Raw genomic sequence first — 17,573 nt, 5'->3', positions numbered from 1 at the left:
ATGGGTCGTCATACCCGGTACGAGGGGGATCCGAGCCTCGCGGTGGCCATCGTTGGCATGGCCGCCCGGGTGCCCGGCGCGGAAGACGTGGAGGCCTTCTGGCGCATGCTGCGCGAGGGCGTGGAGGCCATCTCCTTCTTCACCGACGAGGCGATGAAGGCGCTGGGCGTGGAGCCTGGCTGGCTGGCCAACCCGAACTTCGTGCGGGCCGCGCCAGTGCTGGAGCGGCCGGGTCGCTTCGACGCGGCCTTCTTCGGCTACGCGCCGCGCGAGGCGGAGCTGTTGGATCCGCAGCACCGCATCTTCCTGGAGTGCGCATGGAAGGCGCTGGAGCACGCGGGCTATGCACCGGGCCGGCTGCAGGGCTCCACCGGCGTCTTCGCGGGCTCCAGCCTGAGCAGCTACCTGCTGTTCAACCTGCTCTCTCGCGCGGAGTTCCAGCAGGCCGAGGACACCTTCCCGGCCATGGTGGGCAACGACAAGGACTTCCTCGCCACGCGCGTGGCGTACCACTTCAACCTCAAGGGGCCGGCCCTCACCGTGCAGACGGGCTGCTCCACGTCGCTGGTGGCCACGCACCTCGCCTGCCAGGCGCTGCTGGGCTTCCAGTGCGACGTGGCGCTGGCGGGCGGCGTGTCCGTGCACATGCCGCAGCGCGCGGGCTACCACTACCAGGAGGGCGGCATCTCCTCGCCAGACGGGCACTGCCGTGCGTTCGACGCGAAGGGGCAGGGCACGCTCTTCGGTAGCGGCGCGGGTGTGGTGGTGCTCAAGCGCCTGGAGGACGCGCTCAATGACGGAGACACCATTCATGCCGTCATCCGCGGCTCGGCCATCAACAACGACGGCGCGGTGAAGGTGGGCTACACCGCCCCCGGCGTCGAGGGGCAGGCGGAGGTCATCGCCCGCGCCCAAGCCGTGGCGGAGGTGTCCCCGGAGTCCATCTCCTACGTGGAGGCCCACGGCACCGCTACGCCGCTGGGTGACCCTGTGGAGGTGCAGGCCCTCACCCAGGCCTTCCACGCTGGCACCGACAAGCGCGGCTTCTGCGGCCTGGGCTCGGTAAAGACCAACGTGGGCCACCTGGACGCGGCGGCGGGTGTCGCCGGCCTGCTGAAGACGGTGCTTGCGCTCGAGCACGGCGAGCTGCCCCCCAGCCTCCACTACGAGAAGCCCAACCCGCGCATCGACTTCGAGAGCAGTCCCTTCTACGTCAACGCCACGCTCAAGCCGTGGCCGGAGGGGGACACGCCCCGGCGCGCGGGCGTGAGCTCGTTCGGCATTGGCGGCACCAACGCGCACGTCATTCTGGAGGAGGCTCCGGCCACTGCGCCCGGGGATGCTCCGCGCTCCTGGCAGCTTTTGGTGCTGTCCGCGAAGACGCCCACGGCGCTGGAGACGCAGACGGCCGCGCTGCTGGCGCACCTGAAGGCTCACCCGGAGCAGCAGCTCGCGGACGTGGCGTGGACGCTCCAGGCGGGCCGCAAGCCCATGGAGTTCCGCCGCGTGGTGGTATGCGAGGGCCGCGAGAGCGCCATGGCGGCGCTGGAGTCCAAGGACCCGCAGCGCATCTTCACCCTGGCCCCGGGCAACAGCGCGCCCTCGGCCGTCTTCATGTTCCCCGGCGGCGGCGCGCAGTACCCGGACATGGGTCGTGGCCTCTACGCCTCCGAGAAGGTGTTCCGCGAGTCTGTGGATCGGTGCTGCGAGCTGCTGCGGCCCCGGCTGGGCTTTGACCTGCGGCCCGTCATGTACCCGGACGCGGCGAATGCGGCGGACGCGGTGCAGCGCCTCAAGCGCACCTCGCTGGCGCTGCCGGCGCTCTTCACCGTGGAATACGCGCTGGCGCAGCTGTGGCAGTCCTGGGGCGTGAAGCCCGAGGCGCTCATCGGCCACAGCCTGGGCGAATACACGGCGGCGTGCCTCGCGGGCGTCTTCTCGCTGGAGGACGCGCTGGCGCTGGTGGTGCTGCGCGGCAAGCTCTTCGAGGAGTTGCCCGGCGGCGGCATGCTCAGCGTCCCGTTGCCCGAGGCGGAGGTGCGCCCGCTGCTCGGGTCCACGCTGTCGATCGCCGCGATGAATGGGCCCTCACAGTGCGCCGTGGCCGGCACGGTGGAAGCCGTGGAGGCGCTGGCCGCCGAGCTGACAAAGCGCGAGGTGGAGTTCCGCCACATCCCCATCGACGTGGCGGCGCACTCGCACCTGGTGGAGCCGATCCTCGCGCGCTTCCAGGCCTTTGTAGGCACCCTGAAGCGCAACGCCCCTACGCTGCCCATCGTCTCCAACGTTACTGGTACGTGGATGACGCCGGAGGAGGCGGTGGACCCGGCGTACTGGACGCGGCACTTGCGGCAGACGGTGCGCTTCGGCGACGGCATTCGTACGCTGGCCACCCAGCCCGGCCGCGTCTACCTGGAGGTGGGCCCGGGCCGCACGTTGGGAACGCTGGCGCGCCTGCAACTCACCGGCCCCAAGGCGCCTGCGGTGCTCTCCTCGCTGCGCCACCCGCAGGACCCGATGGCGGATGACGAGTTCCTCACCACCACGGTCGGCCGGCTCTGGGCCGCGGGCGTGGAGGTGGACTGGAGTGCCGTGCATGGCGGCGCGCGGCGCCTGCGCGTGCCGCTGCCCACCTATCCCTTCGAGGGCCAGGACTACTGGCTGGCGCCGGAAGCGGCCTCCTCGCGCCGCAAGGGCGTGGCGCGCAAGAGCGCGGACGTGGCTGGCTGGTTCTACCTGCCCTCGTGGCAGCGCGCGCCGCTACCGCTGCCCAAGTCGGGGCCCGTGACGCCCCGCGGGTGGCTCGTCTACCAGGACGCAGGGGGCCTGGGCTCGGCCCTGGCGGAGCGGCTGGAGCGCCTGGGCCACGGCGTCATCCGCGTGACGCCTGGTGCGCGCTTCCACCAGGAGACGGAGCACCACTTCACCGTGGACCCGCGTGTGCAAGAGGACCACGCCCAGCTGCTGAGCGCGCTGAAGGCGAAGGACTTCAAGGTGGAACGGGTCGTGTACCTGTGGAGCCTGGACGCGGCCGGGGCGGGCTTCGAGGAGGCCCAGGAGCGCGGCTTCTTCGGAGTGCTGCGGCTGGTACAGGCCCTGTCCGGGGCGGAGCTGCCCGGCCCCGTGGCGCTGACGGTGGTGGGTCGCGAGGCGTTGGAGGTGGAGAGCGCGGACACGGTGGCCCCCGAGCGCGCCACGCTGCCAGCGCTGTGCAAGGTGATTCCGCAGGAGCTGGATACCCTGGCCTGCCGCTACGTGGACATGCGCGCCCCGACGGTGGACGCGCTGGTGCGCGAGGTGACGTCGGACGCCACCGACCCGGTGGTGGCCTGGCGTGGCCCGCACCGCCAGGTGCAGGCGTATGAGTCGCTGCGCATCGAGGCGGACACCCCGGCGGCCCAGCCGCTCAAGCAGCGAGGCGTGTACCTCATCACGGGCGGTCTGGGCGGCGTGGGCCTGCGGCTGGCGGAGCACCTGGCTCGGAACCACCAGGCGCGGCTGGTGCTGGTGGGCCGCTCCGGCGCGGAGCACGACGCGGACGGGCGCCGCCAGCGCGCGGTGCGGGCGCTGGAGGCCGCGGGCGCGGAGGTGCTGGTGGCCCGCGCGGACGTGGCGGACGAGTCGCAGCTGCGCACGGTGCTGGCGGAGGTGGATGCCCGCTTTGGCGCACTGGATGGCGTCATCCACGCGGCGGGCCTCGCGGGCGACGGCGCCGTGGCGCTGCTCGGAGGGATGGAACCGGCGACGTGCTCACGTCACTTCCGGGCGAAGGTGCACGGCACGTACGCCCTGGAGCGGGCGCTGGCCGGTCGCTCGCTGGACTTCGTGCTGCTGGTGTCCTCCAACGCCTCCGTGTTGGGCGGCTTGGGGTTGGGGGCCTACGCGGCGGCCAACGCCTTCCTGGACGCCTTCGCGGTGGCTCGCTCCCGGCAGGGAAGCTCGCGGTGGCTGAGCGCCACCTGGGACGGCTGGCCGCTGGACGCCGCCGAGGGTGAGAAGGCCGTTCAGACGAGCATCGACCAGTTCGCCATGTCGCCCGCCGAGGCGGTGGAGGCCTTCCGCCGCGTGGTGGAGGCTCCGCTGGCCGGTCAGGTGGTGGTGTCCACGGGCAACCTGGATGCGCGCGTGGCGCAGTGGCTGTGCCGCGAGGGCGCGGGGGCGAAGAAGGACGCCGGTGGCGCGCTGCACGCGCGGCCCACGCTGGGTACTGAGTACGTGGCCCCCACCGACGACGTGGAGCGCGTGCTGGTGCGCGTATGGCAGGAGCAGCTGGGGTTGGAGCAGCTCGGCATTCACGACAACTTCTTCGACCTGGGGGGCAACTCGCTCCTGTGGCTGAAGATTGTCGGCCGGCTGAAGCGGGAACTGGGGCGGGACGTCCCGCTCACCAGCGTCTTCGAGGCTCCCACCGTGGCTGCCTTGGCGAAGAAGCTGGGCCAGGCCGCGGTCCCAGCCTCAGCGGAGAGCTCCGCCTTCGAGACCAGTCAGAGCCGTGGGGCGCAGCGGCGGGAGCGGCGCACCCGCCGCGAGTAGGGCGCTCGTCCGCTCCGATGCCCCTGAGACACGACACCCTGGAGACGACACACCGTGGATAGCAAGCTCCCGCAGGAGTTCGACGACGCCGACATCGCCATCATCGGCATGGCCGGGCGCTTTCCCGGAGCCCGGAACGTGACCGAGCTGTGGGCCAACCTCCGCGCTGGAGTGGAGTCCATCCGCTTCTTCTCCAAGGAGGAGTGCCGCGCGGCGGGCGTGCCGGAAGACCGGCTGGAGGACCCGGCCTTCGTGAGGGCCGCGGCCATCCTCCCGGAGCCGGAGCACTTCGACGCGGCCTTCTTCGACATGCCGCCGCGCGAGGCGGAGATCACCGACCCGCAGCACCGCGTCTTCCTGGAGGTGTGCTGGGACACGCTGGAGCACGCGGGCTACTCGCCGCGTGACTACCCGGGCTCCATCTCCGTGTTCGGCGGAGCCACGCTCAACACGTACCTGCTGATGAACCTGGCGCGAAACCCCCGCGTGCTGGAGTCCTTCGAGCCGGTGCAGGTGAACATCGGCAATGGTGGCGACTTTCTGGCCACCCGCGTCTCGTACAAGCTCAACCTTCGTGGCGCGAGCCACACCGTGCAAAGCGCATGCTCCACGTCGCTGGTGGCGGTGCACCAGGCCTGCCAGAGCCTGCTCAACAGCGAGTGCGACATGGCGCTGGCGGGTGGCGCATCCGTCAACGTGGGCTTCTTCCACGGCTACCGGTACGCGGAGGGCGGCATGGCCTCTCCGGATGGGCACTGCCGTCCCTTCGATGCGAAGGCACAGGGCACGCTCTTTGGCAGCGGGGCGGGCGTGGTGCTGCTCAAGAAGCTGCGTGCCGCGGTGCGGGACGGTGACACCATCCATGCCGTCATCAAGGGCTCGGCCACCAACAATGACGGCTCACTGAAAGCAGGCTTCACCGCGCCCAGCGTGGAGGGCCAGTCCCAGGTGGTGGCCGAGGCGCTCGCGGCGTCGGGGCTGGAGGCGGACGACATTGGCTACGTGGAGGCGCACGGCACCGCCACGCCGCTGGGCGATCCCATCGAGGTGCAGGCGCTCACCCAGGCCTTCCGCGCCACCACCCAGCGGCGGCGCTTCTGCGCGCTGGGCTCGGTGAAGGGCAACGTGGGCCACCTGGACGCGGCCGCGGGCATCACCGGCCTGATGAAGACGGTGATGGCGCTGAAGCACGGCGAACTGCCTCCCAGCCTCCACTACGAGCGCCCCAATCCGGCCATCGACTTCGACGGCAGCCCCTTCTACGTCAACGCCACGCTCAAGCCCTGGCCCGCGGGGACGACTCCTCGGCGCGCGGGCGTGAGCTCCTTCGGAGTGGGCGGCACCAACGCGCACGTGGTGCTGGAGGAGGCGCCCGTGCTGCCGGCCAGCGCACCCTCGCGGCGCGCGTGGCAGCTGCTGGCCGTGTCCGCGCGCACGCCCGCGGCGCTGGAGTCGGCTACGAAGCGGTTGGAGGAGGCGCTGAAGGGCCAGCCGGGAGTGAATCTGGCGGACGTGGCGTGGACGCTCCAGGCCGGACGCCAGCGCTTCACGCACCGCCGCTTCGTGCTGGCGAGGAGCGTGGAGGACGCGGTGGAGGCGTTGTCCCAGCCCCAGGGCCCTCGTGTGCTCACCGAGTCCCAGGACGCGGTGGAGCGTCCGGTGGCCTTCCTCTTCCCCGGCCAGGGCTCGCAGCACGTGGACATGGGCCGCGCGCTGTACGAGGCGGAGCCCGTCTTCCGCGCCGAGGTGGATCGGTGTGCGGAGCTGCTGAAGCAGCATCTGGACGGGCTGGACCTGCGGACGGTGCTGTACCCGAAGCCCGAGGCCGCCGAGGAGTGCGGGAAGAAGCTGGCGCAGACGGCGCTCACCCAGCCCGCGCTTTTCACCCTCGAGTACGCCACGGCGCGCCTGTGGATGTCCTGGGGCGTGAAGCCGCAGGCCATGCTGGGCCACAGCATTGGTGAGTACGTGGCCGCGTGCCTGGCGGGCGTCTTCTCCCTGGAGCACGCGCTGCGGCTGGTGGCCGCGCGCGGGAAGCTGATGCAGGGGCTGCCCTCCGGCGCCATGTTAGCGGTGCCCCTGTCCGAGGACGAGGTGCAGCCGTACCTGCGTTCCGGGGGCTCTGAGCTCAGCCTTGCGGCCCTCAACGGGCCCATGCAGTGCGTGCTGTCCGGCACGCACGCGGCGGTGGAGGCGGTGAGGCGTCAGCTCCAGGAAGCGGGCGTGCAGTGCAGCCTGTTGGTGACGTCGCATGCTTTCCACTCGTCGATGATGAACCCCATCCTCGACGCCTTCACCGCGCAGGTGGCCGCGGTGCCGCTGAAGCCGCCTACGCTGCCCTTCGTCTCCAACGTCACCGGCACGTGGATCACCGCCGAGCAGGCGACGAGCCCTCGCTACTGGGCCCAGCACCTGCGAGAAGCGGTGCGCTTCGCGGATGGCCTGCACACCCTCTATTCCTCCGACTCCAAGCGCGTGCTGCTGGAGGTGGGCCCCGGCCAGGTGCTGGGACGGTTGGCGAAGCGCCACCCGGCGTTCACGTCCACGCACGCCGTGCTGGCCTCCATGCCTCCGCCCCGGGACGACGGCGCCACCACCGCCGGCGTGCCGCCGCTGGCCTACGAGACGCTTGGCCGGCTCTGGCAGGCGGGTGTTGGCGTGGAATGGAAGGGCTTCCATGGCGCGGAGCACCGCCACCGCGTGCCGTTGCCTACCTACGCCTTCGAGCGCCAGCGCTTCTGGGTGGAGCCCGCTGCCACCATGGCCGCGCCCGCCCCCCGGGCGGTGACCACCGATGCCGCCGCGCCGGAAGCGCAGGCGGAGCAGGGGACCGAAGCGAGCAGTGCGCGTCCGTGCCAGCCGCGCCCGCAGCTTCGCAGTGCCTATGTCATGCCGGGCACACCGCTGCAGCGGTCGCTGGTGGAGCTGTGGCAGGAGATGCTGGGGGTGGCGCCCATTGGCATCCAGGACAACTTCTTCGAGCTGGGGGGTGACTCGCTCATCGCCGTGCAGCTCAGCGGCCGCATCAAGAAGCAACTGGGCCTGGATGTGCCCGCCTCCAGCCTCTACGAGGGCGTCACCGTGGAGGCTCTGGCGGCGCTGTTGAATCCAGCGGAGCAGGAGACGAAAGAGAAGCGTTCGGAGCCGGAGGCGCAGGCCCCGGAGTCAACGCTCCAGCGCCGCAAGCAAGCCCTGGCGCGGCAGCGCACCCTCCGCCGTACAGACGACGAGGCCGAGGATCTGTGATGACGCAACCGAACACACTGCAAGCCCCGTCCGGCGGGCCCGTGGCGCTGGACGGCTGGGACGTCGTCGTCATCGGCACCGGCATGGGCGGCTCCACGCTGGGGTATTCGCTCGCGCGCCAGGGGCGCTCGGTGCTCTTCCTGGAGCGGGGTCCCGCTCGGTATGGCGTTGAAACGGAGGCCCCGAGCAGCGCCCCGTCAGGTGCCACGGCGCTGGTTGCCTCCACCAGGCAAGAGCGGCGCCTGCACGCCGGCCAGTGGCCCGAAGCGCTGATGCAGCAGTTGAATGGTCGCGAGCCGCAGTCCTTCCTCCACCCACTGGGGGCGGGCGGTGGAGGCTCGTCTTCTCGCTTCGGGATGGTGATGGATCGGTTCTTCCCGGAGGACTTCACCCCGCGTCAGGGGCGGAAGGACACCGGAGCGAGCACGCTGCCCGAGGCCTGGCCCATCACCTACGAGGAGCTCGCGCCCTACTACGCGAAGGCGGAAGAGCTGTACCGGGTGCGCGGCTCGGCGGACCCGATGCGCCCCGGTGTGTCGTTCCGTCTGATGGATCCGCCAGCTCCGGTGGGCAAGGAGCAGGCCTTCCTGGAGGGCTTCAAGGAACTGGGGCTGAACCCCTACCGCATCCACTACGCCTGCGAGCAAGTGCCGGGCTGCGACACCTGCGTGGGCGCACTCTGCCCGCGGGAGTGTCGCAATGATGCGGGGCGCGTGTGCCTGCGGCCCGCGTTGCGGTCCTTCAACGCTGGGATCCTCGACTGGTGCGAGGTGCTGTCCCTGGAGGAAGAGGGTGGGGTCGTGAGGGCCGCCGTGTGCCGGCGGAAGGATGGCCAGGTCTTCAAGGTGCGTGGCCGGACGTTCGTGATGGCGGCGGGTGCGTTCATGACTCCGGCGTTGCTGCTGCGCTCGGTGTCATCGCGGCACCCGAACGGCCTGGCGAACAACCGGGACCTCGTCGGGCGCAATCTGATGCTCCACTGCTCGGACCACTACCTGGTGACGGCGCGCAAGGCCTTGGCGTCCTTCGACATGGCCCATGGTGTATCGCTCAACGACTTCTACCGGCACGGGGAAGAGAAGCTGGGCAACTTCCACGCGCACCCGCTGAGCATCGACAAGGAGAAGGTGCTGACCTGGCTGCGAGGGAAGCACTCGCTGCCGGCGTGGCTGAGGGTGCTGAGCCCGATCTTCCCGCTCGTGGCGGACATCGGCGCGCGCATCTACCGCAAGCGGGCTGTCTTCGGCTCGGTGCTGGAGGATCTGCCTTACGCGGAGAACCGCGTCACCGGCGCATCCGAGGACGGCGTCGTGCGCTACCAGTATCGTGTCCATGACGAGCTGCGACGCCGGGTGGACCTGTCGCGCGGACTCTTCCTCCGGAGCCTGGCTCCGAAGTTCAAGGTGAAGCTCATCTCCAACCCCAAGGACGTCGCTCTCAACCTCGGCCACGTCTGTGGGACGTGCCGCTTTGGTACGTCCCCCGAAACCAGCGTGCTGGATGCAAGCAACCGAGCGCACGACGTGGACAACCTCTACGTCGTGGACGCCTCCTTCTTTCCGTCCAGTGGAGGCATCAATCCCTCGCTCACCATCGCCGCCAATGCCCTGCGCGTAGCGGACCTGGTCAACGCCCGGCTGTAGCTTGCGCGCAGTCGTTGGCTGGCGCCGTCACTCGATGCGCGCCGGCCTACGAAGCGGCGCGGCTCGTGGCAGGAGCGGACCTGTCAGTGACGAGCGCCCCGGACTCCAGCCGCACGAGCCGGTCCGCTGCGTCGAAGTACCGATCATCGTGGCTGATCACCACGACTGCCTTCCCGGCCGCCTTCAGGTCCGGCAGCAACTGCCGGTAGAAGACCTCCTTGAATGCGGGATCCTGATCCGCTGCCCACTCGTCGAACAGGTAGACGGGGCGGTTCTCCAGATACGCGGTCAGCAGCGCCAGCCGCTTGCGCTGTCCCGTGGAGAGCTGCGTCGTGGACAGCGCTCCACTGGCGTCGATCTCCACCTTGTGCGCGAGCTGCAACCGTTCCAGATAGCCGCGCGCCCGGTCGGCCAGATCCGCGGAGGCCAGGCCCAGCAGCGCCTCGAAGAGATGGAAGTCGGAGAACACCGTCGCGAAGAGCTGGCGGTAGCGCTCCCGCTCTCCTTCGCCGATGGGCTTCCCATCGAGCCGCACCTCCCCGGACTCAGGGGCGTACAGGCCGGTGATCAGCTTGGCGAGCGTTGTCTTCCCGCTCCCATTGCCGCCCACCACGAAGAGGATCTCTCCTGGATGGATCGCCAGATCGATAGGCCCCAGCGTGAAGCGAGTGCCCTCTCCATCCCGCAGGTACGTGTGCGTGACCCCGCACAGCTCGAGCCGTGACACGGACGCGGGAGCCTCGTGCGGTCCGGCAGCGCTCGGCAAGCCCTGTGTGCCCGCTTCGCCCAGCTCCAGCTGCTCGATGTGGCGCAGCGCGACAGCTCCCTGACCCACCGTGGGCAGCAGCGTCATGATCGAGTCCAGGGGCTGCTGCAGGTACAGCGCGGCGAGCGTGTAGCCCACCAGCGCCTGGCTGGACACCGGAGTGATCCCCGGTAGCACGAAGAGCATCAGCCCGATGAAGAAGAAGAACAGGCTCATGCCCCAGCTCGTGAGGAGCGTGTGGCGCATCAACACCTGCGTCTGCAGCCCTCGCAACTCCGCCACCGTGGGGAGCAGCTCTCGAGTGAGGAAGGCCTCCCGCCGCTCGCGGTGCAGCATCAGCTCCTTCAGGCCTCCCGTGAGCGAGCGGAAGTCGCGGAACAGTCGATCGTTCGTCTCGCGGGCCTTCCTCTGCGTCCGCATCATGCTCAGGGTGGGAATCCAGTAGCTCGTAACTCCCAGGGCCGCGAACACCAACAGGGCCGCGAACACCACCCGCGAGAGCATCGCCAGGTAGGCCAGGCAGCCCAGCACGATGCACGCATTCAGCAGGATGACGGGGATGCACAGCAGGCTCTGCGTGAGCGACCCGATGTCATCCACCAGCGTGGCCAGCAGGCGGTACGTCCCGAGCTCCTCCAGTCGGCGCAGCGGTGTGGCGAGGATCCGTTTGCTCAGCTGAGCTCGCAGCTCATACGTGGTCCGCGTCTGGAGCCGATTCAGCAGCAGCTGAGAGCCGATCCGGGCTCCCAGCATCAGCACTCCAATTCCTGCGAATCCAAGAACCACTCCGCGGTCCACGAGTCCGCCGCCGCTGGCGAGGATCGCGTTGATGCGCGAGATGAGCCCGGCGCTCGAGGCACCCGAGAGCAGCCCGCAAAGGACCGCGAGCGCCACGGCTCCGGCGGACCTGCGCAGCAGCAATACGAGCAGGCTCACGACCGGCCTTCCTTTCGCCTGAACTGTTCAGGAGGCGGCAATCTATACTGCCCCGGCTTTTTCGCGAACACGCGCTTGCTCTCCCCCCAGGAGCCCATGAGCCATCCCGGTCGACCCTCCTCAGCCACGACGCTCCTGGAGTTGCTCGAGACGAGATCCAGCGCCCACCGGGAGCAACCCCTCTACACCTTCCTCGAGGATGGCGACGAGCAGGTGCTGAGCTACGAGGAGCTGGACCTCCGGGCCCGGCGCATCGGCGCGACGCTTCAGTCGGTGGCGCGGGCTGGCGAGCGCGCTGTGCTCCTCTACCCGCCGGGTCTGGAGTACGTCGCGGGCTTCTTCGGCTGCATCTACGCAGGGCTCGTGGCCGTGCCCGCCTACCCGCCGGAGCCCTCGCGGCTCGAGCGCACGCTCCCTCGGTTGCGCGCCATCATCCGTGATGCGCGCGCCAGTGTCGTGCTCACCACCGCCTTCATCCGGGAGATGGGCGAGAGCCTCTTCGAGCAGGCTCCGGAGCTGGCCGCGTTGCGCTGGGTGGCCACCGACGCCATCGACGAGGGCGTCGAGGCGGGCTGGCAACGCCCCGAGCCAGCTTGGGACTCGCTGGCCTTCCTCCAGTACACGTCCGGCTCCACTGGCGATCCCAAGGGTGTGCGGCTCAGTCACGGCAACCTGCTGCACAACCTGTCCCTCATCTCGCACGCCTTCGAGGTCCGGGCCGACAGCGTGGGCGTCATCTGGCTGCCGCCGTACCACGACATGGGGCTCATTGGCGGCATCCTCCAGCCGCTCTACGCCGGCTTTCACACGGCCCTCATGTCCCCGCTCGCGTTCCTCCGGCGCCCGCGGCTCTGGTTGGAGGCGCTCTCCCGCTTTGGTGGCACCATCAGCGGCGGGCCCTGCTTCGCGTTCGATCTCTGTGTCCGTAAGGTTCCGCCCCCGGAGCGGGAAGGGCTGGACCTGAGCCGCTGGGAGCTTGCCTTCTGCGGCGCGGAGCCGATTCGCCCCGAGGTCATGACGCGCTTTGCCGAGGCGTTCGCGCCCGCCGGCTTCCGCCCCGGGTCGTTCTATCCCTGCTACGGCCTCGCCGAGGGCACGCTGATCGCCTCGGGCGGCAAGAAGGGGGAGGGCGTCCTCGTTCGCACCTGGGAGGCCGCGGCGCTGGAGCGCAATGCGGCTGTGGAAGCCGTAGACGGGCCCGGTGCGCGTCCACTGGTGGGCTGCGGCCGGGTGATGCCGGAGCAGTCGCTCGTGATCGTGGATCCGGAGACGCGGCGGCCGTGTCTGGAGGGCAGGGTGGGGGAGATCTGGATCTCCGGTCCGAGCGTGGCCCAGGGCTACTGGGAGCGGGCGGAGGAGAGCGAGGCCGCCTTCCAGGCGCGTCTGGCGGACGGTGGTCCGGAGCAGTTCCTGCGCTCGGGGGACCTGGGTGTACTCCACGGTGGCGAACTCTTCGTCGTGGGCAGGCGCAAGGATCTGATCATCCTCCGAGGCCGGAACCTGCACCCGCAGGATCTCGAGCTGACGATCGAGCGGAGTCACCCGGCGCTCCGGCCCGGGTGCGGTGCTGCGTTCTCCATCGAAGTGGAGGGCGAGGAGCGGCTCGCGGTGGTGCATGAGGTGGATCCGCGCAAGCCCTGGACGCCCGACGAGGTGGTGGGGACGATCCGCAGGGCACTGTCGGAGTCGCATGAGGTGCAGCTCCATGCGCTGGTGCTCCTCGAGCCCGGTGCGTTGCCGAAGACGTCCAGCGGGAAGATCCAACGCCGTGCCTGCCGCACCGAGCTGCTCGCGGGCTGGCCCCGAGCGCTCCTGTTCTGGCGGGAGGCGGACGGTGTTGCGCAGGGCCCGGCGGCTCCGGCGCTGGAGAGCCCCACTTCTCCGGGCAGCGTCGAGGAACTGGAGACCTGGCTCGTGGCACGGCTCTCGGCGCGGCTCCGCGTGCGTCCGGAGGAGCTCGCGAAGGACGTGCCCATCACGAGCTTTGGCTTGGACTCGCTGGCCGCCGTCGAGCTGGCTCACGACATCGAGCACCTGGGCGCCGTCCTCCGCATGGATGAGCTGCTCCATGGCCCGACCGTGGCCTCGCTGGCGCGTACGATCTTCGCCGCACGCGGTACGTCAGGGGACTTGGGCCTTGCTTCCATTCCCCGCCGTCCGGACGGCACAGATGCACCGCTCTCGTCCGCGCAGCAGCGGTTGTGGATCTTCGAGCAGCTCGAGCGAGGAAACCCCGCCTACAACCTGCCCTCCGCCATCCGACTTGTGGGGGGGCTCGATGAGGGGGCTCTTGAGCGGAGCTTCACGGCGCTTGTCGAGCGGCATGAGGTCCTGAGGGCGACGTTCCAGGAGATTGATGGCTCGCCCCGGCAGGTCATCTCGTCCACGCCTTCGTCCGTGTTCCGGCGGGTGGACCTTCAGTCAGTGCCTGCTCCGAGCCGTGAAGAGGAGGCGCTCCGGCTGGCCCGGCAGGAGGCGAGTGCTGCGTTCGACCTCGCGCGAGGCTCGCTCCTCCGGGCCACGTTGATCCGTCTGGATGCCCGCGAGCACCTGCTCGTCGTGGTGATGCACCACATTGTCTCGGATGGGGCCTCCTTTGCCCTCCTTGCCCGGGAGCTGAGCGCGCTCTACGCGGCCTTCTTGCAGGGGTCCTCGCCCTCCTTGCAGCCGCTTCCCGTCCAGTATCCCGATTACGCGCTCTGGCGCCGTGAGCGGGACACCAAGGCGGCTCTTGCGGAGTCACTCTCCTGGTGGCGGCAACGGTTGGCCGGCGCACCCGCCGCTCTGGAACTGCCCACGGATCGGCCCCGTCCTCCCTCGCCGTCGTACCGGGGGGCTCGGGTCGCGCTGCATCTCCCCGAGGCGCTCTCTACCCGGCTGGAAGCACTCGGCCGCGGCGAGGGCGCTACGCTCTTCATGACGTTGCTCGCGGCCTTCCAGGTACTGCTGCTGCGTCACTCGGGGCAGGAGGACCTCTGCGTCGGTACCCCCGTCAACGGTCGCGACCGGGCCAGCCTGGAGGGGTTGATCGGCTGCTTCCTCGACCTCCTCGTCCTCCGCTCGTCCCTGTCCGGTGATCCCTCCTTCCGTGAGCTCCTGGCCCGTACCCGGGCCACGTCGCTCGAGGCCTTCGCCCATCGCGATGTTCCCTTCGAGCGCATCGCCGAGACGCTTCCGGCCTCGCGTGACCGGAGCCGTGCGCCGCTGTTCCAGGTGCTGTTCGTCCTCCTGCCTGAGCCCGGCGCGGAGCTTGTGCTGCCTGGCCTCGAGGCTCGATGCGTGGATCTCGATCCGGGCGCCACGGCCTATGATCTGACCCTCTCGCTTGCACACGGCGCGAAGGGGCTGGAGGGCTGGCTCGAATACGCCACGGACCTCTTCGACGCCACCACTGTGACCCGGATGGCCGAGCGGCTGCTCGTGCTGCTGGACGCCATCACCACCAACCCGGACCAACGCCTCTCCGCGCTCCCGCTCTTGTCCGAGGACGAGCGGCGGCGGGTCCTCGTGGACTGGAATGCCACGCGTACCGATTACCCGGAGGAGTGTGTCCACGCGCTCTTCGCGGCCCAGACTGCGCGTACGCCGGACACGGTGGCAGTCGTCTGCGGCGATGAGTCGCTCACGTACCGTGAGCTGGATCGGCGGGCCAACGCGGTGGCCCGGCGGCTTCGTGCCCAGGGCGTGGGGCCTGAAGTGGTGGTTGGCCTGTGCGCGGAGCGCTCGCTGGAGTTGGTGACGGGACTCCTGGGCATTCTCAAGGCGGGGGGCGCCTATCTCCCGCTGGATCCCTCATATCCCGAGTCCCGGCTCGCGTTCATGCTGGAGGACTCCGGGGCTCCCGTGGTGCTCGCGCACCGGCATCTGGCGGGTGCGCTCCCACCCGGTGCCCGGACCGTGGTCCCGTTGGATCCGCCCGGGGGGCCCGAACTGGCCGATGAGGCACCCGCAAGCGACGTACGCTCGGACAACCTCGCCTACATCCTCTACACCTCGGGTTCAACCGGCCGCCCCAAGGGCGTGCTGATTCCCCACCGGAACCTCACCAACTTCTTCACCGGCATGGATGCGCGCGTCGGCACGACGCCGGGCTCCTGGCTCGCTGTCACCAGCGTGTCCTTCGACATCTCCGTGCTGGAGCTGCTTTGGACCTTGGCTCGTGGCTTCAAGGTCGCAGTACAGGGCGAACAGGGCGCGCTCGCTGTTTCTCCCCGCCGCACCTCGCGGCGCAAGCCCCTGGGCTTCAGCCTCTTCTACTTCGCCTCGGATGACGGAGCACAGCAAGGGGGAGATCGTTACCGGCTGCTCCTGGAGGGCGCTCGCTTCGCGGACCGTCACGGCTTCGAGGCTGTCTGGACTCCCGAGCGGCACTTCCACTCCTTCGGCGGGCTTTACCCCAATCCATCCCTCACGGGCGCGGCGATCGCTGCCATCACCGAGCGCGTGGGCATTCGCGCTGGCAGTGTCGTCCTCCCGCTGCACCACCCCGTGCGGGTTGCCGAGGAGTGGTCCGTCGTCGACAACCTCTCCAAGGGGCGCGTGGGGCTCTCGGTGGCTCCAGGCTGGAATGCGGACGACTTCGTCTTCGCGCCCGATCGTTACGCCGAGCGTCGTGCTCTGGCGCTGCGAGATCTGGACACTGTGCGGAGGCTCTGGCGCGGGGAGTCTGTCTCCCTTCCCGGTGGCACCGGTGCTCCGGTGGAGGTCCGCATCCGCCCGAGTCCCGTGCAGCGCGAGCTGCCTATCTGGCTCACCGCCGCCGGCAACCCCGAGACCTTCCGCGAAGCGGGCCGGCTGGGCGCTGGCGTCCTGACGCACCTGCTCGGCCAACGGTGGGAGGAGCTGCGTGAGCGCGTGGCCCTCTACCGCGAGGCCTGGCGCGAGGCGGGCCACCCGGGCGAGGGACACGTCACGTTGATGCTCCACACCTTCGTGGGGCAGGACGTGGAGCGTGTGCGCGAGACGGTGGAAGGGCCCTTCCGCCGCTACCTGAGCAGCTCCGCGGACTTGATGCGCGGACTGGTGCGCACCTTCGGATTGGAGCCCGCGTCCGTTCGGCCCGGGGATCTGGAGGCACTCACCGAGCGCGCCTTCGGCCGCTACTTCGAGGAGGCGGGGCTCTTCGGAACGCCCCGGACCAGCCGGGAGCAGGTGGCTCGGATCGAGGCGCTCGGCGTGGACGAGGTGGCTTGCCTCATCGACTTCGGCGTGGCCTCGGACACGGTGCTGGCCAGCCTGCCCGCACTGGATGCGCTGCGACAGCGCTCCGAGCGCGACTTCCGTCTGCAGGGCCAGCTCGGCGGGACGGTGCCCGCGCAGATCCAGCGGCATGGCATCACGCACCTGCAGTGCACGCCCTCGCTCGCGCAGGCGCTGTTGCTGGAACCCGAGGCGCCCGCAGCACTCACGGGCCTCTCTCGGATGATGGTGGGCGGTGAAGCGCTCGCCGCGGAGCTTGCGGCCCGGCTCCGGGGCGCGGTGGGTGGCGAACTCCTGAATATGTATGGCCCCACCGAGACCACCATCTGGTCCTCCACGCACCGCGTGGATGGGGCTCCGGGCCCGATTCCCATCGGGACGCCCATCGCCAACACGGCGCTCTATGTCCTGGATGCGCAGCTGCGGCCTGCTCCCATTGGAGTGCCCGGAGAGCTGTTCATCGGTGGCGCGGGTGTCGCCCGGGGCTACCACGCTCGGCCCGAGCTGACCGCCGAGCGCTTCCTGCCGGATCCCTTCAGCGCCCAGGACGGAGCGCGGATGTACCGGACGGGAGATCTTGCGCGCTGGCGAGCGGATGGGACGGTGGAGTTCCTCGGGCGCGTGGATCACCAGCTCAAGATCCGCGGCTTCCGCGTGGAGCCCGGCGAGATCGAGGCTGCTCTGGAGAAGCACCCTGACGTACGGCAGGCGGTCGTGGTGGCCCGGGAGGACTTGGCCGGGAGCGCGCGGCTGGTGGCCTACGTCATCCCGCGGCCGGAGGAGGCCCCTTCCTCGGACGCGCTGCGGGTCTTCGCTCGTCGGCTGCTGCCCGAGCACCTGGTTCCTTCAGCCATCGTGACGCTCGACGCGTTCCCCCTGACGCCCAATGGGAAGGTGGACCGCAAGGCGCTGCCCGCACCGGATGGGCTGCGTGATGCGGCTCGAGGCCATGTCGCCCCTCGCACCAGCACCGAGCGTCGCGTGGCGGAGATCTGGTCCGAGCTGCTGGGCGTCGAGCAGGTCGGGGCAGGGGATGACTTCTTCGCGCTCGGTGGGCACTCGCTGCTCGCCGCCCGCGCCGTCTCCCGCCTTCGCGAGTCCTTCGGCGTGGAGTTGGCCCTGCGCGAGCTTTTCGAAGCCGGCACTGTTGCCTCCATCGCCGAGCGCATCGACGCTCTCCCGAAGACGGCTCTGGCTACTCCTCCGTTGGTGCCCGGTCCCCGCGAGGGCGCGCTGCCGCTGTCCTTCGC

5 protein-coding genes (1 of these 5 cut by a window edge) are annotated in these 17,573 nt (G+C 70.0%); 4 read left to right on the top strand and 1 reads right to left on the bottom strand.

Annotated features, from left to right (window positions below; translation table 11 throughout):
• The 3 genes from OV287_RS28875 to OV287_RS28865 are packed head-to-tail and all read left to right on the top strand — an operon-like array spanning position 1 to position 9,422.
• A complete protein-coding gene (locus OV287_RS28875; protein ID WP_267537275.1) occupies positions 1-4,533 on the top strand; it encodes a type I polyketide synthase in 4,533 nt (1,510 codons plus the stop codon).
• A gap of 54 nt (positions 4,534-4,587) precedes the next feature.
• The gene (locus tag OV287_RS28870; protein WP_267537274.1) at positions 4,588-7,779 is read left to right on the top strand and encodes a type I polyketide synthase; all 3,192 of its coding nucleotides are present in this window, start codon (positions 4,588-4,590) and stop codon (positions 7,777-7,779) included.
• Positions 7,779-9,422 carry a GMC oxidoreductase gene (locus OV287_RS28865; protein WP_267537273.1) on the top strand — a complete coding sequence of 548 codons (1,644 nt, stop codon included), beginning with the start codon at positions 7,779-7,781 and terminating at the stop codon, positions 9,420-9,422. Before OV287_RS28870 ends, OV287_RS28865 begins: the two co-directional genes overlap by 1 nt.
• A gap of 46 nt (positions 9,423-9,468) precedes the next feature.
• Here OV287_RS28865 and OV287_RS28860 read toward each other — a convergent pair whose 3' ends face one another.
• On the bottom strand, positions 9,469-11,124 hold the full coding sequence (locus OV287_RS28860; protein ID WP_267537272.1) for a cyclic peptide export ABC transporter: 1,656 nt from the start codon (positions 11,122-11,124) through the stop codon (positions 9,469-9,471).
• A gap of 96 nt (positions 11,125-11,220) precedes the next feature.
• Between OV287_RS28860 and OV287_RS28855 the strand changes: the two genes are divergently transcribed.
• On the top strand, positions 11,221-17,573 hold the start of the coding sequence (locus OV287_RS28855) for a non-ribosomal peptide synthase/polyketide synthase (protein ID WP_267537271.1). The gene runs 10,858 nt beyond the window's last position; only the first 6,353 of its 17,211 coding nucleotides appear in the window; its start codon is at positions 11,221-11,223; its stop codon lies beyond the right edge, outside the window.

The sequence above is a fragment of the Archangium lansingense genome, assembly GCF_026626635.1.
Taxonomy (GTDB): Bacteria; Myxococcota; Myxococcia; order Myxococcales; family Myxococcaceae; genus Archangium; species Archangium lansingense.
Note: the sequence above shows the minus strand (reverse complement) of the source record. Positions and strands in the feature narration are given on the sequence as shown.